General features: G+C 68.5%; 17 protein-coding genes. 13 read left to right on the forward strand and 4 right to left on the reverse strand.

Features of this window, described 5'->3' with window-relative positions:
- Positions 1–8: 8 nt before the first annotated feature.
- The 6 genes from EI73_RS02910 (at position 9) to infB (ending at position 7439) form a co-directional block, all read left to right on the forward strand.
- The gene (locus EI73_RS02910; protein WP_034384035.1) at positions 9–2237 is read left to right on the forward strand and encodes a phospholipase D-like domain-containing protein; all 2229 of its coding nucleotides are present in this window, start codon (positions 9–11) and stop codon (positions 2235–2237) included.
- Positions 2238–2289: 52 nt separating this feature from the next.
- Positions 2290–3441: an LCP family protein gene (locus EI73_RS02915; protein WP_034384039.1), complete on the forward strand. Its 1152-nt coding sequence runs from the start codon at positions 2290–2292 to the stop codon at positions 3439–3441.
- Positions 3442–3590: 149 nt separating this feature from the next.
- Positions 3591–4058 carry a ribosome maturation factor RimP gene (rimP, locus tag EI73_RS02920; protein ID WP_034387613.1) on the forward strand — a complete coding sequence of 156 codons (468 nt, stop codon included), beginning with the start codon at positions 3591–3593 and terminating at the stop codon, positions 4056–4058.
- Positions 4059–4092: 34 nt separating this feature from the next.
- A complete protein-coding gene (gene nusA / locus EI73_RS02925; RefSeq protein WP_034384044.1) occupies positions 4093–5283 on the forward strand; it encodes a transcription termination factor NusA in 1191 nt (396 codons plus the stop codon).
- A gap of 6 nt (positions 5284–5289) precedes the next feature.
- Entirely contained in the window at positions 5290–5571 is a 282-nt protein-coding gene (locus tag EI73_RS02930) for a YlxR family protein (RefSeq protein WP_034384047.1), read from the forward strand.
- A gap of 65 nt (positions 5572–5636) precedes the next feature.
- The gene (gene infB, locus EI73_RS02935) at positions 5637–7439 is read left to right on the forward strand and encodes a translation initiation factor IF-2 (RefSeq protein WP_034384049.1); all 1803 of its coding nucleotides are present in this window, start codon (positions 5637–5639) and stop codon (positions 7437–7439) included.
- Positions 7440–7503: 64 nt separating this feature from the next.
- Here the strand turns inward: infB and EI73_RS02940 are convergent, their stop codons facing one another.
- Positions 7504–7947 (reverse strand): hypothetical protein, encoded by a 444-nt coding sequence (locus EI73_RS02940; protein WP_051935394.1) that lies wholly within the window; start codon positions 7945–7947, stop codon positions 7504–7506.
- Positions 7948–8164: 217 nt separating this feature from the next.
- Here EI73_RS02940 and EI73_RS02945 point away from each other — a divergent pair, with 217 nt between their 5' ends.
- From EI73_RS02945 to EI73_RS02960, 4 genes are all read left to right on the forward strand, one after another.
- Positions 8165–8527: a hypothetical protein gene (locus tag EI73_RS02945; protein ID WP_034384053.1), complete on the forward strand. Its 363-nt coding sequence runs from the start codon at positions 8165–8167 to the stop codon at positions 8525–8527.
- Between the two features lie 63 nt (positions 8528–8590).
- A complete protein-coding gene (gene secD, locus EI73_RS02950) occupies positions 8591–10879 on the forward strand; it encodes a protein translocase subunit SecD (protein ID WP_034384056.1) in 2289 nt (762 codons plus the stop codon).
- A gap of 99 nt (positions 10880–10978) precedes the next feature.
- Positions 10979–12673 (forward strand): dihydroxy-acid dehydratase, encoded by a 1695-nt coding sequence (gene ilvD, locus EI73_RS02955; protein WP_034384059.1) that lies wholly within the window; start codon positions 10979–10981, stop codon positions 12671–12673.
- A 36-nt stretch (positions 12674–12709) separates the two neighbouring features.
- Positions 12710–14170, forward strand: a complete 1461-nt coding sequence (locus EI73_RS02960; RefSeq protein WP_369699452.1) for a glycoside hydrolase family 3 protein — start codon at positions 12710–12712, stop codon at positions 14168–14170.
- A 9-nt stretch (positions 14171–14179) separates the two neighbouring features.
- Here EI73_RS02960 and EI73_RS02965 read toward each other — a convergent pair whose 3' ends face one another.
- The gene (locus tag EI73_RS02965) at positions 14180–15046 is read right to left on the reverse strand and encodes a DegV family protein (RefSeq protein ID WP_034384062.1); all 867 of its coding nucleotides are present in this window, start codon (positions 15044–15046) and stop codon (positions 14180–14182) included.
- Positions 15043–15930 carry an NAD(P)-dependent oxidoreductase gene (locus EI73_RS02970; RefSeq protein WP_034384065.1) on the reverse strand — a complete coding sequence of 296 codons (888 nt, stop codon included), beginning with the start codon at positions 15928–15930 and terminating at the stop codon, positions 15043–15045. The genes EI73_RS02965 and EI73_RS02970 overlap by 4 nt, the downstream gene beginning before the upstream one ends.
- 82 nt (positions 15931–16012) lie before the next feature.
- On the opposite strand from EI73_RS02970, the gene EI73_RS02975 reads away from it, so the two are divergent.
- Both EI73_RS02975 and EI73_RS02980 read left to right on the forward strand, forming a co-directional pair.
- On the forward strand, positions 16013–16921 hold the full coding sequence (locus tag EI73_RS02975) for an AEC family transporter (RefSeq protein ID WP_034384068.1): 909 nt from the start codon (positions 16013–16015) through the stop codon (positions 16919–16921).
- A gap of 24 nt (positions 16922–16945) precedes the next feature.
- A complete protein-coding gene (locus EI73_RS02980; RefSeq protein WP_034384071.1) occupies positions 16946–17728 on the forward strand; it encodes an RNA methyltransferase in 783 nt (260 codons plus the stop codon).
- Positions 17729–17738: 10 nt separating this feature from the next.
- Here EI73_RS02980 and EI73_RS15580 read toward each other — a convergent pair whose 3' ends face one another.
- A complete protein-coding gene (locus EI73_RS15580) occupies positions 17739–19274 on the reverse strand; it encodes an MHYT domain-containing protein (protein ID WP_051935395.1) in 1536 nt (511 codons plus the stop codon).
- Positions 19275–19405: 131 nt separating this feature from the next.
- Here EI73_RS15580 and pepF point away from each other — a divergent pair, with 131 nt between their 5' ends.
- On the forward strand, positions 19406–21229 hold the full coding sequence (gene pepF / locus EI73_RS02990; protein ID WP_034384074.1) for an oligoendopeptidase F: 1824 nt from the start codon (positions 19406–19408) through the stop codon (positions 21227–21229).
- The last annotated feature ends 60 nt before the right edge of the window (positions 21230–21289 follow it).

Below are 21289 nucleotides of genomic sequence, written 5' to 3' on the forward strand. Positions count from 1 at the left end.
TGACCCGGATGCGGCTGCTTCCCCACCACGATCTTCGGGCGCAGGGGGAACGTCTGGCCCTGGCGGCGCTCGCGGGCCTGCTGCTGGGGGCGCTGCTCGCGCGGGGGGCCGTGAGCGCCGTGCTGGCCCTGGTGCCGCCCGGGCAACCGCTGCTGCGGGCCCTGGCGGGCGCGCTCGGTGCCCTTCTCAGCGTCACGCTGGGCTTTGCGTTGGCTGGCGCTCTGTCCGCGCGGGCGCTGCCGCTGACGCGTCTGGGGCTCACACGCGGGCAGGCGCGCTGGCGGGCAGGTGTGGCCGCGGGCGCGACGGCTGGCCTGCTGATCGTGCCCCTGGGGGCCGTGATGGGCCTGGCGGGCATCTATCAGGGGGGACTGCTGGGGAACGCGCTGGGCGGAGCACAACTGGCCCTGCTGATCACGCTTGCCTGCGCGCTGTATGGCCTGATCTCCGGCGGCGTGCTGGGTCTGCTGACCCTGCGGGCCGGGCTCGCCTGGCAGCCCGCCCTGGGCGGCCTGCTGGGCTTCGGGGGGGCGGGCCTGACGGGAGGCGTCCTGATCGGCTGGCTGGGCGTGCCGAACCTGCTCGCGGGCGGTGGCTGGGCGCTCCTGGCCCTGCTCGCGGCCTTTCTGGTCACCCTCCAGGTGGTGGGCGACCTCAGCGTAGCGGGCCGAATTCACGTGGCTGCGACCCACCCGGAGCGCGACGTGGCCGATGACCGGCAGGTCAAGCTGACGCTGGCCGCGCTCGGCCTCGCCCTGCTGGGTGTCTGGGGGGTGGCGGAGCGGGCCGTGCACTTCGTGCAGTCGCGTCCCGCTGCGGCCACACCCCTGGCCGTGCCCGACGCTTCCGGCCTGAATTGCCCGCCGCCCACGGACCCGCTCGAGCTCACGCTGTGGCAGGTCACCACCCGGGAGGGGCGGCCCGACCTCTCGTGCGGCAACGCCTTTCTGGGCTTTCTGCACACGCCGAACCCTGGGCCGGCCTTTGGGAACGAACAGCCCACACCGCACGGCGGCTTCGACGGGTTGAGCCGGCAGATCGCCCGGGCGAGGCGCGAGGTGCTGTACGCCGTGATGGAGTGGACGGACGACCCGGGCCGTGGGCCGGGCGCGGTGCTGGCGGGGGGCGTGGCCCGGCTCTACCGCCAGGTTCAGGCAAAGCCAGCGGCCTACCCGGACGGCGTGACCGTTCGCCTCGCACTGGGCAACTTTCCGCTGGTCGCTAACCTCGACTGGGGCTCGCAGGTGTACGCGGCGGCGCGCGACCTGCTGGCCGCCGGTGTGCCCCTGACCGACGAGGCGCGTGGCTGGCGGGTGGAGATCGCGAACTACGCGGGCACCTTTCCGCACAGCCACGCCAAGCTGCTTGTGACGGACGGCACGGACCTCACGGTGATGGGCTTCAACGCGGGGACGCTGCATTTGCCCTCGGCGACGACGGGGGGACACGGCGGCGACCTGCGTGACCTGGGCCTGTGGGTGCGGGGGCCGGTCGCCCGTGACGGCCTGACCGTCTTCGATGACCTGTGGAGCCGCAGCACGGTCCTTGCCTGTGCCCCCGGTGTGACGGCCCGCACCGTCCGCCGGGCCTGTCGCCTCGGCGCCGCCGGTGTTCCCGACCATCCCCAGGGCACCGACCGCCTACCGCTCCAACGTGCTGGTGACGTGCGCGTGTTCAGCCTGTATCGCCGCGCGGGTTTTCCGGCCGCCGACGAAGCCCTGGTGAACCTGCTGGACGCCGCGCGGGAAAACATCGACTTGATGCACGTCAGTTTCAGCATGAACGTGCGCTGCAACCTCGCCCTGCTCAATCCGCGCCTGTGCACCTTTGACGACGCCCTGCCCTGGATGCGGGCGCTTGTGCGGGCGGCGGAGCGGGGCGTTCTGGTCCGGGCCATCCTGTATGAACACGGCCTGCTCGGCCTAGAAAACCGCATCGCGCTCGCTGTGCTGCGCCGTGAGCTCGCCGCGCGCGGCCTCGCGGACCGCTTCGAGGCCCGCTGGTACCCCGGCGGCCTCCACGCCAAGACCATGCTCGTCGACGGGCGAATGCTCACCGTGGGAAGCCAGAACCTGCACTATTCGTCGTGGACTCCGCGCGGCCTGAACGAGTACACCCTCGCCACCAGCGCTCCCGCCGCCGCCGCCGAGTACGCGCGTGGGTTCGCGTTCCTCTGGGGGCAGTCGCGGCCCGCCGAGCTGCCGGGGTGGCTGGCGGACGTGGGCCGCCGCGAGTGACGTTGGGCGGCGCAGGATTGTGCCTCATCTGTGAGGCCGCTACACTCCCCCCGTGCGCCGCGCCGTTCTCCTCGTCCTGATCCTGCTTGCCGGGCTGGTGGCGCTCGCTGCCCCCGCGTTTCCCGCTCTGACCCGTTACGGCACGCTGCCCCGCAAGGCGGACGGCCCGCTCAACATCCTGCTGGCCGGGGTCGACGTTAATTACGACGCCTCGGCGGCGGTGTGGCCCTACCCGGCGCTGCCCGAGGACTACAGCCAGCGCACCGACACCATCGTGCTGGCACAGGTGCGGCCCGACGGCACCGCCAACCTGCTGAGTATCCCGCGCGACACCTGGGTCAACATCCCCGGCTGGGGCTGGAGCAAGATCAACGCGGCCAATCCGCACGGCGGGCCGGAACTGCTCGTGGAGGCAGTGGAAGACCTCACCGGTCTGCCGGTGGATGCCTACGCCCTCCTCTCGCTGAACGCCGTTCGCGCCCTGACCGACGCGGCGGGCGGCGTGACCCTGGACGTTCCGGCCAGGATGAAGTACGACGACAACGCCGGGCACCTTCACATCGACCTCTACCCGGGACGGCAGCGGCTGAACGGCCAGCAGGCGGAAGGCTTTCTGCGCTTTCGCCACGACGGTCTAGGGGACATCGGGCGCGTCGAGCGGCAACAGGCGTACCTCACGGCGCTCCTGCAACAGGTCAAACACCCCCTCAACGTCTGGCGGCTTCCGCAGATGGCCGCCGCCATCGACCACAACACCAAGACGAACCTCACCCGGCAGGAGGTCGGCGCGCTGCTGGGCGCGCTGCTGAGCGGTCTGAAGGTGAACACCTACACGGTGCCGGGCTCCTTTGGCGGGGGCGGCACCTGGCTTCCCGACCGCGCGGCCCTCGCCGGGCTCATCCAACAGCACTTCCTTGACCCCCAAGACCCCCGCACGCTTCGGGTCGCGGTGGTGAACGTGGGCGCGCCGGACGGCAGCGCTCGCCGCCTTCAAGAGAAGCTCGAGGGCCTGGGGTACCAACACGTGGTGATTTCCAATGGACCGCGCGCCGCCACGACCACCACCGTGAGCGGCCAGGCCGCGGCGGCGGTGCTGCGCGACGTGGGGCACGGGCAGCTCAGCCAGGAGGCGAGCCTGCCGGGAGCAGACGTGACGGTGCGCCTAGGCCCCGATACTCCGGCGGCCGGAAGCGGGACGAACTAGGGGGCCGCCCTTTGTGACTCCGGGCTGCGCCCGCGCGCCCGTTTGAGCTATACTCTGTACAGTCATTCCTCGAAGTGAGGTGGGTGCCTTGCCCACCTTTTTTCGTGGAGGGGGTGGTTTCTCGCTGCGCAATCCGCGTGGCCTACAATATGAATAACAACGCAACCCACACTTCAAACGATCTGCACGCCCTGGCAGACGGCGTCCTGCGGACCCTGGGCTTCGAGGTGCTGGACGTGCAGGTGCAGAATCCTGGTCGCCGGCCTACCGTCGTGATTCGCGTCGACCGCCTCGACGAACAGCCGGTTACCCTCGAAGACCTGGAACGGGCCAGCCGCGTGGTTGGCGCGGAGTTCGACCGGGTGGACCCCATCGCGGGTGAGTACCGCCTGGAACTCGAATCGCCGGGCGCCAAGCGGCCGCTGACGCGCGCGCGGCACTTCGAGCGCATGATCGGTTTAAGGGCCAGGGTGCGCGGCGACGGGCACGCGTTCACGGCGCCCATCAAGGCGGTGCAGGGCGATCAGGTCACCTTCGATGTCGCCGGTGAGGACGTCACGCTCACCGTCGGCACCTTTCAGGGGAACCTCGCGGAGTTCCCGGACCGCCACCGCTGAGTGGCGCTTGCATCCTTAGAGGAAGGAAAACGGTATGACTCAGCCTGAAGTCAATTTTGCGGAGGCGCTGCGTGAAGTCGCGCAGGCCCGCAACATCAACGAGCTGCAACTCATTGAGGCCTTCGAGCAGTCGCTCGCGCAGGCCTACACCCGCAACGTGGAGCCCGACAAGCGCATCGAGGTGCACCTCGATCCCGTGACGGGCGAACTCGAAGTGCTTATCGTGCGCGAGGTGGTCGAGAAGGTCGAGAACGAGAACCTTCAGATCTCCCTCGCCGACGCCCTGGAACTCGATCCCGGCGTAGAGATCGGCATGGAGATGGAGTTTCCGGTGGACCGCGAGAAGTTCTCGCGCATCGCCCTCCAGGCGGCCAAGCAGATGCTCACGCAAAAGATGCGCGAGACCGAGCGCAACGTGGTCTACAACGAGTACAAGGACCGCGAGGGGCAGGTGTTGACCGCGCAGGTTGTCCGCAGCGACAACAAGGGCAACTGGTTCGTGGAGCTGGGCGCGGGCGAAGCGATCCTGCCGCCGCGTGAGCAGATCCCGGGCGAGAAGCTGGTGCCGGGGAACCGGGTCAAGATCTACCTCAAGGAGGTGCGCAAGACGCCCAAGGGGCCGACCATCCTCGCCAGCCGCGCCGACGAGAAGCTGCTGGAATACCTGCTGCGGCAGGAGATCCCCGAGGTTGCCAACGGCATCGTGGAGATCAAGGCCATTGCCCGTGAGGCCGGGCAGCGCTCCAAGGTCGCCGTGTACTCGCATAATCCCAATGTGGACCCCATCGGGGCCTGCATCGGGCACCGCGGCAACCGCATCCAGGCGGTGACGGGCGAACTCGGCCGTGAGCGCGTGGACGTCATCCTGTGGGACGCGAACCCGCGCGACTTCATTCGCAACGCGCTCTCGCCCGCCAAGGTCGGCCCGATCGAGGTGCAGCCGGAGAGCAAGGACGCTACCGTCACGGTCACGCCCGATCAGCTTTCGCTGGCGATCGGCAAGGGGGGACAGAACGTGCGGCTGGCCGCCAAGCTCACCGGCTACAAGATCGACCTGCGCGAGACGGCCGCCATTCAGGACCTCGACGCCGCGATGCAGCAAGCGCTTCAGGAGGAACAGGAGAGCGCCGGCACGAGCCGCAGTGCCGCCGCGTCCGCCTTTGACGCGCTGTTCAAGGACAGCCGGTCGGTCGCCACCGCTCGCCCCGACGACACGCAGGAGTAACCCCGCTTGGCTGCTGCTTCCCGCAACACCCGGCACGTTCCGGAGCGGACCTGCGTCGCCTGCCGCCGCAAGCGGCCCCAGCCCGACCTCGTGCGGGTGACCCTGGCGGCAGAAGGCTGGCGGGTTGTGCCGGGGGCGCGGACGGGGCGGGGTGCCTACGTCTGCGCCGACGCCCCCGACTGCTGGCAGGAAAAGCGGCTGAGGCGAGCGTTTCGGGCGGATGCCCCGGCGATCAGCACCCAACTCCAGGCCCTACTGGCCCACACGGATCAGCCTATGAACACCTGATCTTTGCCGCCGTCCGGCTTTCCCGACCAGGGAACGGGGCACGGCGGGACTCACCGGAGGTGAGCATGTCAAAAGTTCGGATCTATACCCTCGCCAAGGACCTTGGCGTGGACAACGCAAAAATGCTCGAGATTCTCGATAACCTCGGCGTGGCGTACAAGAGTGTCAGCAGCACCATCGAGGAAGAGACGGTCGAGCTGATCAAGGAGATGCTGGCAGAAGAACGCGCTCCGCAGACGGCTGAAGCTGCGCCGGTTCAGGCCGCTCCTGCGCCTGCCCCAACAGAAGCGCAGAACGCGCCGCAGGCTGCCGCGACCGCGACCGCCGAACGCGCGCCACAGACGCCTGTGAACGCGAAGCCCGAGATCCCCCACCGTGCCCCGGTGGTCACCATCATGGGGCACGTCGACCACGGCAAGACCTCCCTCCTGGACTACATCCGCAAGACGAAGGTCGCCGCCAAGGAGGCGGGCGGCATCACCCAGCACGTCGGGGCCTTTGAGGCCAAGACCAGCAAGGGCAAGATCGTCTTTATTGACACGCCCGGCCACGAGGCCTTTACCACCATCCGGGCGCGCGGCGCGAACGTCGCGGACATCGCCGTGATTGTGATTGCCGCCGACGACTCGTTGATGCCGCAGACCCGCGAAGCGATCGCCCACGCGCAGGCGGCCAAGGTGCCCATGATCGTGGCGATCAACAAGGTGGACCTGCCGCAGGCCGACCCCGAGCGCGTCAAGACTGACCTCACCCAGCTCAACCTGGTCCCCGAGGAGTACGGTGGTGATCTGATCGTGGTGCCGGTCAGCGCCAAGACCGGCGAGGGTGTCGAGGACCTGCTGGAGTACATCTCCCTCACCGCTGAACTCGAGGACCTGCGGGCCGACCCCAAGGGTGAATTCAGGGGAGTTGTCATCGAGAGCCGGGTGGACCGGCAAGCGGGCGTCCTCGCGACCGTGATGGTGCAGGAGGGCACCCTGCGCGTCGGGGATTTTTTGGTCGTGGGTGAGCACTACGGCAAGGTCAAGGCGCTGACCGACAGTAACGGCGGCCGCGTCAAGGAGGCCGGGCCCAGCACGCCCGTGCAGGTTCTGGGCTTCAGTGAGGCTCCGGCCAGCGGTGAAACGGTGGTCAGCGCCAAAAACGAGCACGCCGCCCGCGAGCTGGTGGCGCAGCGCGTGGAAGAGCGCCGCGACGCGGAAAACGCCCGCGTGCAGCGCAAGCGGACGTTGGAAGAGATGATGGGACCGCTGGGCGAGACACGCACGGTCAACCTGATTCTGCGCGCCGACACCCAGGGCAGCCTGGAAGCCATTCAGGGCATCCTCGCCAAAAAGGAAACCGAGGACGTGAAGCTGGAGGTGATGCTTGCGGGCATCGGCGCCCCCACCGAGGGTGACGTGCTGCTGGCTTCCACTGCCGACGCGACCATCCTCTGCTTCAACGTGACCGCGTCGGGGGGGGTGAAAAAGGCCGCCGAGGGACGGGACATCGAGATCAAGAGCTTCCGGATCATCTACGAGCTGATCGACGAGGTGGACCGCCTGATCAAGGGGAACGTCGAACCCGTCTTCGAGGAACGCTACCTGGGCCGCGCCGAGGTTCGTATGGTGATTCGTCACCCCAAGAGCGGCAACATCGCCGGGTCCTACGTGACCGATGGAATCCTGCGGCGCAACGCCAGGGCAAAGGTGACGCGCGGCAAGCAGGTGGTGTATGAGGGCACCATTGTGGGCCTCAAGCGCTTCAAGGACGACGTCCGCGAGGTCCAGACCGGCTACGAGTGTGGCATCAACCTCGACTGGAACGACGTGCAGGAGGGCGACATCATCGAGGCCAGCGAGATGGTGGAAGTCACGCAGGCGTAAGGAGGCACAAGAAAGGGGCGGTTTCCTGCCAAGGGGCCGCCCCTCTCCTGTTGTTGGCTTCGCTTCAGGTGCTGGGAGCGTCTGCACCCGCACTCGGGGTGCTCTGGCCGGTCTCGCCAGGCTGAGCGAAATCGCGCGGGCCGCCGTCCCGGCCACCGTGGTGATGGCCACCCCGGCCAAAGCCGCGCGGGCCGCCGAAACCGAAGGGGTTTTGCTGGAGCCTCTGCTTGAGCTCTTCGGCGCGGCGACTGGGGAGGTCACCGGCCTGTACGGCCTGGTCGATGGTGGCGCTCCCCGCAGCGAGCGCAGCGGCCCGCAGGCGTTCCACCGTGATGCCAAGCTGCGCGGCCAGCTTCTGGAGAAAGACGTCAGCGTACGAGGTGCTGGGCGGTACCGGGCGGCTCGGCGCGGTTTGGGACTGCGCCGACTGGGGTGGGGAGGCTGTTCCGGTTCCAGCGGCCAGAACCAGCCCTGCGGTGAGGGGCAGGCCAGCGGCAAGGGCGACCAAAGCAGCGCGTCTAGGGGAACGTTTCACCGTTGTCACACTCCTGGGATGAGATTCCGGCCAACGTGACCGGGTGCGAGCAGGGTGCGGGAGGGCGGTTAAACAGGGGCTAAAATGCGGGTCCGTCCCCTGCGTGGCGGTGGCCCTCTGCTATCCTGTGGCGCTTGCCGCACCCGCTTCCCTTGTCTGAACGGAACGGGGGCCGGACGCGACTCCCACCATGCCCAGGTTCCAGCCCCCCCCGTTTCGCCCCGACGTGACGCCCCTGCGGCGCTCCCATCTGCTCGCGTGGCCGGGGGTGCTCACGCTGCTGTCGGTACTGGCGGTGCTGTTGGGTTCGCCGCAGCCGGTGGCCGACCAGGGACCGCGCGTCACGGCAGGCAACGTGGCTCCGGCCCTGCCGGAGGTCCGCCCCGCGCCGCAGCCCATGCCCGGTCCGCTTCTGCTGACCGCCGCGCCGCCCGAGCCCTTTGGGCTGGTTCGGGTCGCGCTGGCTGCCGCCGTGGCGCTGCCAGCCTGGTCTTCTCCCACCCCGCTGCGCAGCCTGGCACTGCTCGGCCGGCGACAGACGGACGGCGGCTGAAAAGCGGTTGGTTCGGCTCTATCCCGTCAGCCCCCTCTCTTCTGTCTTTCCCGGAGTCTTCCCGTGACCTACACCAATCCGAACCGCAACCGCCGCCCGCCTCCGCGCCGTCCGGCTCCCTCTGCCAGCCGTCCCAGTCCCTGGACCGGGCTCCTCCTGCTGCTCACGCTCCTGGCCAGCCTGCTCTATATCTGGCGGCCCTGGGAACATCCCAAAACGCCCCTTGCGCTCTGGAACGACCAGTATCAGTTCATGACGCTGGGGCTGGACCTCAAGGGGGGCCTGAGGATCGAACTCGCGCCCGAGGACGGCAACGCCACCCGTGAGGAGCTCGACCGGGTAAAGACCGTGATCGAGAACCGTATCAACGCGCTGGGTGTGGCTGAACCGACGGTGACTGTCGCAGGCGGCAGGCGCGTGGTCGTCGAGATTCCCGGCGCGACGCCCGCGGTGCAGCAGCGCGCCCGCGAGATCATCCAGCGCACCGCTCGCCTGGAATTCCGCATCGTGAACCAGGGGGCGCAGCCTGACCCGCAGCTGGCCCAGCAGAAGCCCCAGACGGGCGGGTACACCCTCGAAGACCTCGGTCCGGTGCAGGCGACCGGCGAGGTGATCGCCAACGCCTCGGCCGCCACGGATCCCACGACGGGCCGCTGGGTGGTGACGTTCCAAACCACCCCACAGGGTGCGGAGACATTTGGCAACTTTACCGGTCAGAACGTAGGTCGCCTGATGGCCGTGGTGCTGGACGATCAGATCCAGTCGGTGGCGACCATCCAGCAGCGTCTTTTCCGGGACGTGCAGATCAGCGGCAACTTCACCGCCGAGGAAGCCAGCCAACTCGCCCTGGTGCTTAAATCCGGCGCGCTCCCCATCAAGATCAAGACCGAGGCCGAGCGGGCCATCGGGCCGACGCTGGGTGCCGACGCCATCCGCAGCGGCACCATCGCCGCGCTTGTCGGCATCGGGTTGGTGTTCGGGATGCTCTTCTTGTACTACGGCTTCTGGTTCGGGCTGGTCGCGGCGTTGGGGCTGCTGTTTTCGGCGATCCTGATCCTGGGCCTGCTGGGCGGCTTCGGCGCGACCCTCACCCTGCCGGGAATTGCGGGTCTGGTGCTCACCATCGGCGCCGCCGTGGACGGCAACGTGATCTCCTTTGAGCGCATCAAGGAGGAGCTGCACAAGGGCAAGGGCCTGAAGAACGCGATCGGGGCGGGGTACGAGCACTCGACGGCGGCCATCTTGGACGTGAACGCCTCGCACCTGCTCTCCGCGCTGGCGCTGTACAACTACTCGACCGGTCCGGTGAAGGGCTTTGCTGTCACGCTGATCATCGGGGTGGTTGCCTCCACCTTCTCTAACCTGGTGTTCGCCAAGTGGGGTATGCAGCAGCTCGCGCAGCGCAAGCCCAATGCGAGCGCGCCCATCCGCATCGGCAAGACGAACATCAACTTCATGAAAGCTGCCCCCGTCGTGACCACCCTCAGCGTGCTGCTCGCGCTGGGTGGCGGCCTGGTGCTCGCCACACGCGGCCTGAACTACGGCGTGGACTTTACCAGTGGCACGACCCTCACTGTCCGCACGGGGAGCGAGACGACCACCGAGCAGGTGCGTTCCGCCGTCACCGGGGCGGGCGTGGAGAAAGTCAACCCCCAGAGCGCGACCATTCAGCGTGACGTAACGCCGGGAATCAGCGGCGCGCAGTACACGGTCAAGGTGCCCGAACTGACCGCCGCCGAGGTGCAGACCCTCAGTTCGGCGATCGCCAGGCTGCCGGGGGGTGAGGTGCAGTCCACCGAGACGGTCGGCCCGGCGGTTGGGCGTGAACTCACGCAGAAGACCGTCTATGCCGTGTTGTTGGGCCTGGGCCTGATCCTCGTCTACGTCGGCTTCCGCTTCGACTTCATCATGGGTGTGGGCAGCATCATCGCGGCGGTTCACGACGTGGCCATCGCGATGGGCCTCTTCAGCCTGCTGGGGCTGGAATTCACGGTGGCGACGGTGGCCGCGCTCCTTACCCTGATCGGCTACTCGCTGAATGACTCCATCATCATCTCCGACCGCATTCGCGAAAACCTGCGTGAGATGCGGGGCCGCTCCTACCGCGAGATCGTGAATACCTCCATCAACCAGACGCTCTCGCGCACGGTGATGACGTCAGTGAGCACGATGCTGCCCCTCCTCAGCCTGCTCGTGTTCGGCGGTCCGGTGCTGCGTGACTTCTCGCTGATTCTGCTGGTCGGCATCATCGTGGGCACCTACTCCTCCATCTACATCGTCGCGCCGCTGGTCGTGTACTTTGAAGAGTGGAATGCCCGCCGCAAGCGGGGGCAGCAGCCCGTCAAGGCGTAGGCTCTGAGGGAAAGAGGAGGCGGCTTCCGGGGGGGGTCGCCTCCTCGCCTGTCTGAGCTGCCCCGGCCCCGCGCCCCCCGCGTTGGCCTAGCGTAAGGCATGACCGGTACCCGCACGAAGCGCAGGATGAATTGGAATAGCCACCACGTCACCCAGGGGGACGAGCGCGCGCCCAACCGGGCGATGCTGCGGGCGGTGGGGTTCGAGGACGGCGACTTCGACAAGGCGATCATCGGCGTCGCGCATGCCCAGAGCAACATCACGCCCTGCAACAACGGCTTGGGCGAACTGGCAGAGCACATCACCGGTGCCCTGCGCGAGGGCGGTGCGATGCCGCAGGTCTACGGCACCATCACCGTCTCGGACGGCATCAGCATGGGCACCGAGGGCATGAAGTGCTCTCTGGTCAGCCGGGAAGTGATCGCGGACTCCATCGAGACGGCCAGCCGCGGGATGTCGCACGACGGCCTCATCGTGGTGGGCGGCTGCGACAAGAACATGCCCGGCGCGATGATCGGCATCGCCCGCCTCAATATTCCCGCCATCTTTGTCTATGGGGGCACGATCAAACCGGGTCACTACAACGGCAAAGACCTCACCATCGTCTCCGTCTTCGAGGCGGTCGGGGCCTACGGCGCGGGCAAGATGAGCCGTGAAGACTTCGAGCAGATCGAGAAGCGTGCCTGTCCCGGCAACGGTTCCTGCGGCGGCATGTACACGGCGAACACCATGAGTAGCGCCTTTGAGGCGCTGGGGATGAGCCTGCCGTACTCCTCCACCATGAGCGCCGTAGACGCCGAAAAGGCAGTTTCTGCCGCAGACAGCGCCCGCGCCCTCATTCGGCTGATCGAGGAGGACATCCGGCCCCTGGACATCCTGACGCGGGAAGCCTTCGAGAACGCGATCACGGTGGTGATGGCGGTGGGCGGCTCCACAAACGCGGTGCTGCACCTGCTGGCAATTGCCCACGCCTGCGGCGTTGACCTCACCCTGGAAGACTTCGAGCGCATCCGCGAGCGCACGCCGGTCTTTTGCGACCTCAAGCCGAGCGGGAAGTACGTCGCCACCGACCTGCACGAGGTGGGCGGCATCCCGCGCGTGATGAAGATGCTGCTCAAAGCGGGCCTGCTGCACGGCGACTGCCTCACGGTGACCGGCCAAACGGTCGCCGAGAACCTCGCGGGCGTGCCCGATCAGCCCGATCCCGGCCAGGACGTTATTCTGCCCTTTGACCAGCCGCTCTACCCACAGGGGCACCTCGCCATCCTGCGCGGGAACCTGGCTCCAGAAGGCGCGGTGGCCAAGATCAGCGGCCTGCGGCAGATTAAAATCACCGGTCCCGCCCGCGTCTTCGACTCGGAAGAGGAGTGTATGGCGGCCATCATGGGGGACCGAATCAAGGCCGGTGATGTGGTGGTGATTCGCTACGAGGGGCCCAAGGGCGGCCCCGGCATGCGCGAGATGCTGTCTCCCACCTCGGCGATCATCGGTAAGGGGCTAGGAGACAGCGTGGGGCTGATCACCGACGGCCGCTTTTCGGGCGGCACGTACGGTCTCGTTGTCGGTCACGTGGCCCCCGAAGCCTACGTGGGCGGTCCTATCGCCCTGGTGCAGGAGGGTGACCTCATCGAGCTCAATGCCGAAACCTGTCAGCTCAACCTGCTTGTGGACGAGGCGGAACTGGAGCGCCGCCGCGCCGCCTGGGTGGCTCCGGAGCCGCGCTACAAGCGGGGCGTGCTCGCCAAGTACGCACGGTTGGTCAGCAGCGCCGCGCAGGGCGCCGTGACGGACTGAGGAACGGCGGGGCTCTTCTCGCTTACCCTGAGGGACGTGAACCAACCTCTTCCCGGCGCCCTGGTGATGGTGGACATCCCCGGCCCCACGCTCGACGTGTCAACCGCCGCTTACCTGCGCCGCAACGGGATTCGGGCCGTCTGTCTGTTTGGGAAGAACGTGCAGGATGCGGAGCAACTGCGGCGGCTCTGCGCTGACCTGCGCGAGGTGCTGGGTGAGAACGCCCTGATTGCCCTCGACCACGAGGGTGGCGCAATTGTGCGCCCGAGCTTCTGGCCGTGTGCGCCTTCGGCCATGGCCCTGGGCGCGGCGGATGATCCGGTGCTCACCGAGGAGGTGAACGCAGCCCTGGCGCGGCAGTTGCGGTCGGTCGGCGTGAACTGGAACTTTGCACCTGTGCTGGACGTGAACGTTAATCCGGCCAATCCGGTGATCAGTGAGCGGGCCTACGGCGCTGATCCCGCCCTGGTGACGCGCCACGGTGTCGCGGCCCTGCGGGGACACCGGCGGGAGGGCGTCGCAGGCTGCGTGAAGCACTTTCCGGGGCACGGTGACACCCACCTCGACACTCACCGCGCCCTGCCCCGCGTCGCCAAGAGCCGTGCGGCGCTGGACGCAGCAGAGCTGGCGCCCTTCCGCGCCTGCCTGCCCCTTGCGCCCGCCGTGATGACGGCGCACATCGTGTATGACGCGCTTGACCCCGCGCGTCCCGCCACGCTCTCGCGCGCCGTGCTGACGGACCTGCTGCGCGGCGAGTGGGGCTACGGGGGGGTCACCGTTACCGATAGCATGGGGATGCAGGCCATCGACGCTCACTACGGCCGGGGCGAGGCGGCGGTGCTCGCGCTGCGTGCCGGAGCTGATCTGGTGATGGCCCTGGGCCGCCGCGAGGCGCAAGAGGCCACCCTGGAGGCGGTGGCGCACGCTCTGCGGGACGAACTGGACGCGCGGGAGGTCGAAGCGAGCCTCGCTCGGCTGCACGCGTTGGCCGCCGCCCATCCAGCAGAGGTTGCGCTCGAGCGAGACCCCTGGGCCGACGCTGCGCTGTTCGCGCGCGCCTGGGCCTGTGCCCTGACCACCTGCGGCAACCCGCGGCCTCCCGCTCCCGGAACGGCCATTCTGCTCGTCGCGCAGCACCGGGTGGAGCGTGAGACGGTCAGCGAAGCCAGCGTGGACGCCGCCACGCTCGCCCGTGAACTCGGGGCCGTGTACGACGTGCGGCTACACGCTTTTGATCACCCGGCACAGCTCGACTGGCGAGCCATCCGGGCGTCCGGCCTCCCCGTCATCCTCGCGACCACCACCCGGCACCGGCAGCCCGACCTGCGTGGGGCCCAGCCGGATCTACACCTCGCCCTGTACAACCCTTCCGCCGTGCTGGACGTCCAGGCCCCTGCGGTCCTCACCTACGGCTTTCGCCCCGAAGCCCGGGCCGCCCTGGTCGCCTGGCTGCGCGGTGACGCGGGTGCCCCGGGCCGCCTTCCCTTTCCCCCCTAGGGCTTTTCCTCAGCGTTCCCAGACCCAGCGGCCTGGGGCGGCGGCCACACCCAGCGCCCGTGGCCCGGTGTGGACATTGAGCACCGGGTTCACGCCGGTCATCCCGACCCACACGAGGGGATGACGGGCCTGAAGCGCTGCGAGGAGCGCGTCAGCATCCTCGCGCACGCTGCCGTACAGCAGGCCCACCCGCAGCGGCGTGCCCTCGCCGTAGCGGCTGGTTACCTGCGCCGCGACCGCATCGATGGCTCCGCGGTAGGAGCGCGCCCGCCCCACGTTCGTGTAGATGCCGGCCTGCTTGTCCACCGTGATCACCGGCTTGAGGTTCAGCAGGCCTCCCAACGTGGCCTGTACCCGCCCGATGCGCCCGCCCCGGCGCAGGTACTCCAGGGTCTCGATGGTGAAATAGAGTTCGGTCTCCTCGTGGGTGCGCCGCACCCAGTCCAGGGCCGTTTCCAGCGTCTCGCCCCGCTGTGCGGCAGTGACGGCGGCATGGACCTGAAAGGCCTGCGCCGCGCTCAGCGTGCGCGTGTCGTGAATGGTCACCGGCAGCTCCGGCACGAGCGCCCGCGCCTGCTCGGCCGCGTTGCGGCTTCCCGAAAGCCCACTGCTGATCGTGAGGGCCAGCACCGGCAGGCCGTCCCCGCTTGCCGCCCGCTCCGCCTGCGCCCAGTCCTGGGGTGTGGGCTGACTGGAGGTTGGGTGCACCGGGTTCGTCTGGAGTTCCCGGTACAGCTCCTCGCGCGTGAGCTCGTTCATACGGTACGTCTTCGTGCCGAAGTTCAGGCTAAAGGGCGCAACCGGCACGTTGTTGCTGAGGCCCTCGAAAGCGTCTAGGCCCCCATCTGTGGCGACGGCAAAAAGGGGAGAGGTCATCTGATCTCCTGGCCGTTCATCTGTTCCACCAGTTTCAGGGCCGCGCTGTAGTCCGCGTCCGAACCGATAAGGCGCGCCGCCGCCCGGTACAGCGCCGCGCCCTGCAGCAGCAGGGGTGCGCTCGCCCGAGCATCCTGCACCATGTCGGCGGCGATCCCCGCATCTTTGGCGAGCAGGCCCAGCTCAAAGGTGACGGGAAATGCGCGGGTCAGCACCCGCTGCGGGATCAGGGCCTCGGTGGGGTAGGAGCGCCCGCTGCTCGCGTTGATGACGTCCAGCGCCGCCTGTAGGTCGACGCCGCGCCGTGCCAGGACGGCAAGCCCTTCCCCCGCCGCCCACATGTTGACCGCCATCAGGGTGTTGTTGATCGCCTTGACCGCGAAGCCCGCGCCGCTCTCGCCGACGTACACGATCTTCCCGGCAAAGGCCAGATCGGCGCGCACCCGGCCAAGCGCGGCCGCGTCCCCGCCAACCATCACCGTCAGGCTGGCCCGCTCGGCTCCCATGGGCCCGCCGCTGACCGGCGCGTCCAAAAAGGCCACCCCCCGCGCTTCCAGCCGCGCCGCCTGCCGCGGGGCCGCCTCCGGGTGCCCGCTCGTGCAGTCCACCCAGACTGTTCCGGGCCGAAGCTGGCCCTCCAGCGCTCCCAACACCTCATCGACCTCCGCGCTGGTGGGGAGGCAAGAAAAGATCACATCGGCATCCGCTACCCCGCTCAGCTCGGCGGCCTCGCTCCCGAACTCGCGGGCGTGTGCCTGCGCCTTTGCTGGGGTGCGGTTCCAGACGAGCGCTCGCCCCCCCGTTTCCCTCGCGTGCCGCGCGAGCTGCGCCGCCATGGGCCAGCCCATCGCGCCCAGGCCCAGAAATGCTGTCGTTCTGCTCATTTCGCCCAGCCTACGGCTCGGCCACGCAGCAGGCCGCGACTCTGAACCGAGTCCAGAAAGGTGCGGCGCTATCCTGCCCTCCGTGGTTCAAGCCCTGCTGAACGTGGTGTTGCCCGTTGTGCTCGTCGCGGGCGTCGGTGCCCTGCTCGCCCGCCGCTTCACCCTGAGTCAGGACACGCTGGGCAAGGTGAGCCTCAACGGTCTGACGCCTGCTCTCGCCCTCAGCAGCCTGTTGGGCACGACCGTCCGCCTGGGCGAGGGCCTGCACCTGGCCACCGCCTACTTCGTGCTGGCGCTGTCCGGGGCGCTGCTGGCCCGCCTGGCCGCCGCCCGCGTGCCCAGCGCCACCCGCCGCGCCGTGATGGCGAGTGTGGCGATCGGCAACAACGGCAACTTCGGATTGCCCATCGCCCTGTTCGCGCTCGGACAGCCGGGACTCGACCAGGCCGTCGTGATCTTCCTGTGTTCGGTCCTGCTTACCTTCACCCTGGGGCCGCTGCTGTACGGCTCGGCGGGTGGTGCGCGAGCCGGGCTGAGGGCGGTCCTGCGCCTCCCGGTGGTGTGGTGTATCGCCGCTGCCCTTCTGGTCCGGGTGCTGCATCTGCCTGTTCCGCTGGGTGTGCGCCGCGGCATCGACCTTCTTGGACAGGCCGCCCTGCCGATGGTGCTGCTCTCGCTGGGCATCCAGCTCGGACAAGCGGGCCGCCTCGCCCTGACCCCGCCGGTCCTGACCGCCACAGGCCTGCGCGTCCTCGCCATGCCCGCCCTCGCGCTGGCCCTTGGCCTGGGGCTGGGTCTGCGTGGCTTGCCCCTCCAGGGGCTGGTGCTTGCCTCCGCCATGCCCACCGCCGTGAATGCCTTTCTTCTTGCCCGCGAGTACCACGCCGACGCCGACACGGTGGCGAGCGCCGTTGCGCTGAGTACGCTGGCCAGCCTGCTCACGGTGGCGCTGGTGGTGGCGGCCTTGCCGCTGATCGGGCGGCTGGGGTAGGAAAAGCCGCCATACTGGCCCCTGATGAATGTGCCCGGCGCCATCACCTCCCTGCAAAACCCGCACGTCAAACGGCTTGTGCGCCTGCGTTCCCGCCGCGAGCGCGACCGCGAGGGCGTGATCCTGATCGAGGGGGCCCGTGAGCTCGCCCGCGCGACACAGGCGGGTCTGAGGCCGGCGACCCTCTACACCTGCGAGGCGCTCTACAGCCCGGAGGCGCGTGCGCTGGCGCCTGCGCTGCCTGGTCCCCGCCTCGCGCTCGCCCGCGAGGCCTTTGAGAAAGTGAGTGGCCGCGAGAATCCTGACGGGTTGCTGGCGGTGGTGCCCGCGCCCCCTGCGCGCCTGCCCCAACCTCAGGACGACGCGGTGGTCGTCGTTCTGCATGGCCTCGAAAAGCCCGGGAACATCGGGGCGATTCTGCGCACGGCGGACGCGGCGGGCGCAGCGGGTGTGCTGGTGCTTGGACGCGGTGCGGACGTGTATTCCCCCAATGTGATTCGCGCCTCGCAGGGCAGCGTCTTTACCCTGCCCGTCGCGGCCCTCTCCGAGGAGGAGGCCCTGGCCTGGTTGGCCGAGCACGGCTTTACCCGTGTGGCCTGCACGCCGGACGCCTCCCGGGTGTACTGGGACGCGCCGCTCACAGGGCGCGTTGCGCTGATTCTGGGCGCCGAGCACGCGGGGCTACCCTCGGCGTGGCGCGCAGCGGAGTTGCCGGTGCGCGTGCCCATGCGGGGGGCTGCCGACAGCCTCAACGTCGCCACAGCCGCCGCGCTCGTCCTGTACGAGTGCCTGCGCCAGCGCCGCTGACCCCACTTGCTCAGGTCGGCTGGTGCTGTACCGCTTTAAGGTCCCGTTCCTCCGCTGCGCTCTCCCGGGAGGCAGGAAGGCCCGGAGCGGCCTGCGCGGACGGCAGGCGCAGCGTGACCACGTTGCCTTCCACCTGCAGGCTGCCGCCGTGCTGTTGCAGCACACGCCGGGCGGTGGTCAGGCCGATGCGCTCGCCCGGACGTGAGGGCAAGAGGGGCGAAGGTCTGACCGCCGGTGTGCCGGGGGCACTGTGCCGCAGCTGGACCACCACCTGATTGCCCTGCTGCCATCCGCTGATCTCTAGGCGCGGTTCCTGACCGGCCGCTTCCAGGGCTCCGGCCAGCACTTCGGTCAAGACCAGCCGCAGCAGCATCGCGTCACCCCGAACGCCCGGCAGGTCCGTCATCACCCACTGCACGCGGCGGCCACGCAGCAGGGGTTCGAGGTCGCTGCGCACCTGAACGACGAGAACGTTCAGGGACACAGGCGCGAACTGCACGGGTCGTCCCCGGAAAAACGGCAGTTGCCGGAGCTGCGTCACGTGGGTGTCGACGAGGGCCACCTCCTGCCGCAGGAGCGCCAGGTACCGCTTGACCTTGGGATCGGTGTTGGCCGCCAGGGCCCGTTCAAGCAGGTGCGTGACACCGGTGGCGCGGCGTGTGGGTTCGGCCAGATCATGCGAGACCGCTACCGCATAGGCGAGCAGTTCGGCATGGGCCTGCTCGAGGGCGGCTGTTCGTTCGGCCACGCGGCACTCCAGTTCAGTGTTGAGCCGTTGCAGCTCGGCCGAGCGTGCGGTGGAGCGCGCGACCCGCTCATTCATCAGCAGGGCCCATACCGCTGCTCCCAGCAGCGTCACCGCGATCAGCGCCACACCCCGGGCCAGCCCGGCGCTGGAGAGAATTCCGTGCGCTAGGGGGGCGGTGGGCTGTTCCGTGGTATGGAAGTGCGCGGCGTGCATGGCCGTGTAGTGCATGGCGGCAATGGCACCGCCCAGCAGCAGGGCGCCCGCCAGCCGCCAGCGTTCCTGCTGTCCGGGGGGAGCGACCCGCACCCGCAGGCCCAGTCCGAGGGCCAGCGTGGCGGCACTAAAGGCGACAAGGACGGACAGCGCAACCCCCAACGGCTCGTAGGTCACCTTTCCGGCAAAGCGCATCGCCTGCATCCCCAGGTAGTGCATGCTGCTGATGCTCAGGCCGAGCAGGAGGCCACCCACGAGAAGTGCCCGGAGGCCCACCTCATGACGGTTGATGCTGCGAAGCGCCAGAGCTGCCGCCAGAACGGCGGCCAGCCACGAGAGCAGCGTAGTCGACAGGGAATAGTAGATCGGGACGGGGAGGCTAAGGGCCAGCATGCCGATGAAGTGCATCGCCCAGATGCCAAATCCCAGCACCAGCGCTCCGCCGACCGCCCAATACAGCGGCGCTCGCCCCTCCTTGCTCGAGGCGCGGGTCGCGACGCTGAGGGTCGCGTAGGAGGCCAGGCAGGCGACGGCGACAGAAAGCGCCACGAGTTCGGGTCGGTACAGGGCAGGCATGAGGCTCATGAACGCTCCTTGAGCGTACCGCTGTATCTCCTCACACAAAGGGAAAAAATCGGCAATCCCCCTTTGGTTGCCTTCCAGCTACGTCAAATGGCGGATCCAGAGGCGGGGTGCCCGCGGTGCTAGCCTGCGGCATGACCACAACCCTGAGGAAGGCTGCTTTGCCGTCACGCGCCGCTGTTCCCCGCGAACAAACCTGGGACATCGAAGCCCTCTTTGCGACGCCTCAAGCCTGGGAGGCCGAGGCGGAGGCCCTGCCCGCCGCGATTGACGCCCTGGCCGCCCACGCCGGACGGCTCGGCAGCAGCCCGGAGGCGCTCTCCGCCTACCTCCGTGAGGAAGGCGCGGTGGAACTGCGCCTCACGCGCCTGCTCTCCTACGCCAGCATGTCTTCCAGTGTGGACGGCCACGACGCGGAGGCCGCGGCTCGCCGTGACCGGGCGAGTGGCATCGCCGCCCGTTTCGCCAGCGTCACCGCCTTTGCCCGCCCGGAACTCCTCACGCTGGACGAGGCCCAGGTGCGGGGGTGGCTCACCCGTCCTGACCTCAAGGACTACCGGGTCCGCCTCGAGCGCCTCTGGCGTTTGCGCCCCCACATCCGTTCGGCGGAGGTCGAAGAACTCCTCGGCGCCCTACAGGCCCCCTTCGCCTCCGAGCGCAGCATTCACCCCACCCTCGCCAATATGGACCTGCGCTTTGGCACGGCAGGGGGTGAACCAGTCACCCAGGGCAATGTGGACCGCCTCACCAGCCACCCTGACCGCGAGGTGCGCCGGGAAGCTTGGGAGCACTACGCCGACGCGCACCTTGCCGTGCGTCATGCCCAGGCGGCCATGTACACCACGAATGTGCGCCAAAACGTCTTTCTTGCTCGCGCCCGCCGCTACCCCGATGCGATCACCGCAACCCTCGCGCCCGACCGCATCCCGCTGGAGGTCGTGACCACTCTGCTGGAGACCTACCGCGCCCACACCCCAACCTGGCACCGCTACTGGAACGTCCGCCGGCAGTGGCTGGGCCTGGCGGAGCTGCGCGAGTACGACGTCAAGGCTGCTCTCGTGCCACCCCGCGAGGTGAGCTACGCCCAGGCCGTGGAGTGGATCTGTGAGGGCATGGCCCCCCTTGGCTCTGAATATATACAAGAGATGCGAGCTGGTTTGACGACCGAGCGCTGGGTCGACTACGCCGAAAACGACGGCAAACGCCAGGGCGCCTATTCCAACGGCAGCGCCCGCGTCAAGCCCTACATCTTCATGACCTGGAACGGCACCATGGGCAGCTACTCTACCCTGGCCCATGAGATCGGGCATTCCATGCACTCGCTGCTCTCGCAGCGCGAACACCCTGCCGCAGTGCCCCGCTACACGCTCTTTCACGCTGAAGTCGCCTCCAACTTTAACCAGGCGATGGTCCGCCAGCACCTGCTGAGGCGGGCGCGCGAGGCGGAAGACACCACCTTCGAGGTCGCGATCATCGAGGAAGCCCTTGCCAACTTCCACCGCTACTTCTTCATCATGCCGACGCTGGCCGCCTTCGAGCTGGAGTGTTACCGCCGCATCGAGGCGGGTGGAACGCTCAGCGCCCCCGACCTGATCGCCCTCACCGCTGACCTCCTCAAGCAGGGCTACGGCGAAGGCGTCACGATGGACCGCGAGCGCAGCGGCATCCTCTGGGCACAGTTTTCGACCCACCTCTACGCCAACTTCTACGCCTACCAGTACGCGACCGGCATCAGCGCCGCCCACCAACTCCTCGAGCAGTTCGGCGCGGACCCGGAAGCCGCCCGTGAGCGGTACCTCGCCTTCCTGAAGTCCGGCGGCAGCCTCGATCCCATCGACGCCCTGCGGGAAGCGGGCGTTGACATGCTCAGCCCCAAGCCGGTAGAGGCCACCTTCCGCACGCTCGCTGGGTACGTAGACCGCTTGGAGGAGCTGCTGGCCGCACGTGGCTCCTGCTGAAGGGTGCCTTGAGCCCTGCGGGTTAGGGGATCAGCGTCTAGAGAACATATCCCAGCGCTA

It is taken from the genome of Deinococcus sp. YIM 77859 (assembly GCF_000745175.1).
Classification (GTDB): Bacteria; Deinococcota; Deinococci; order Deinococcales; family Deinococcaceae; genus Deinococcus.

What these genes read in the sequence shown, in the direction of transcription:
- EI73_RS02965 (WP_034384062.1), bottom strand. Translation starts at nt 15,046, where the DNA reads ATGACCTCTCCCCTTTTTGCCGTCGCCACAGATGGGGGCCTAGACGCT.
- infB (WP_034384049.1), top strand. Translation starts at nt 5,637, where the DNA reads ATGTCAAAAGTTCGGATCTATACCCTCGCCAAGGACCTTGGCGTGGAC.
- EI73_RS02910 (WP_034384035.1), top strand. Translation starts at nt 9, where the DNA reads ATGCGGCTGCTTCCCCACCACGATCTTCGGGCGCAGGGGGAACGTCTG.
- ilvD (WP_034384059.1), top strand. Translation starts at nt 10,979, where the DNA reads ATGACCGGTACCCGCACGAAGCGCAGGATGAATTGGAATAGCCACCAC.
- EI73_RS02980 (WP_034384071.1), top strand. Translation starts at nt 16,946, where the DNA reads ATGAATGTGCCCGGCGCCATCACCTCCCTGCAAAACCCGCACGTCAAA.
- EI73_RS02945 (WP_034384053.1), top strand. Translation starts at nt 8,165, where the DNA reads ATGCCCAGGTTCCAGCCCCCCCCGTTTCGCCCCGACGTGACGCCCCTG.
- EI73_RS02970 (WP_034384065.1), bottom strand. Translation starts at nt 15,930, where the DNA reads ATGAGCAGAACGACAGCATTTCTGGGCCTGGGCGCGATGGGCTGGCCC.
- pepF (WP_034384074.1), top strand. Translation starts at nt 19,406, where the DNA reads ATGACCACAACCCTGAGGAAGGCTGCTTTGCCGTCACGCGCCGCTGTT.
- nusA (WP_034384044.1), top strand. Translation starts at nt 4,093, where the DNA reads ATGACTCAGCCTGAAGTCAATTTTGCGGAGGCGCTGCGTGAAGTCGCG.
- rimP (WP_034387613.1), top strand. Translation starts at nt 3,591, where the DNA reads ATGAATAACAACGCAACCCACACTTCAAACGATCTGCACGCCCTGGCA.
- EI73_RS15580 (WP_051935395.1), bottom strand. Translation starts at nt 19,274, where the DNA reads ATGAGCCTCATGCCTGCCCTGTACCGACCCGAACTCGTGGCGCTTTCT.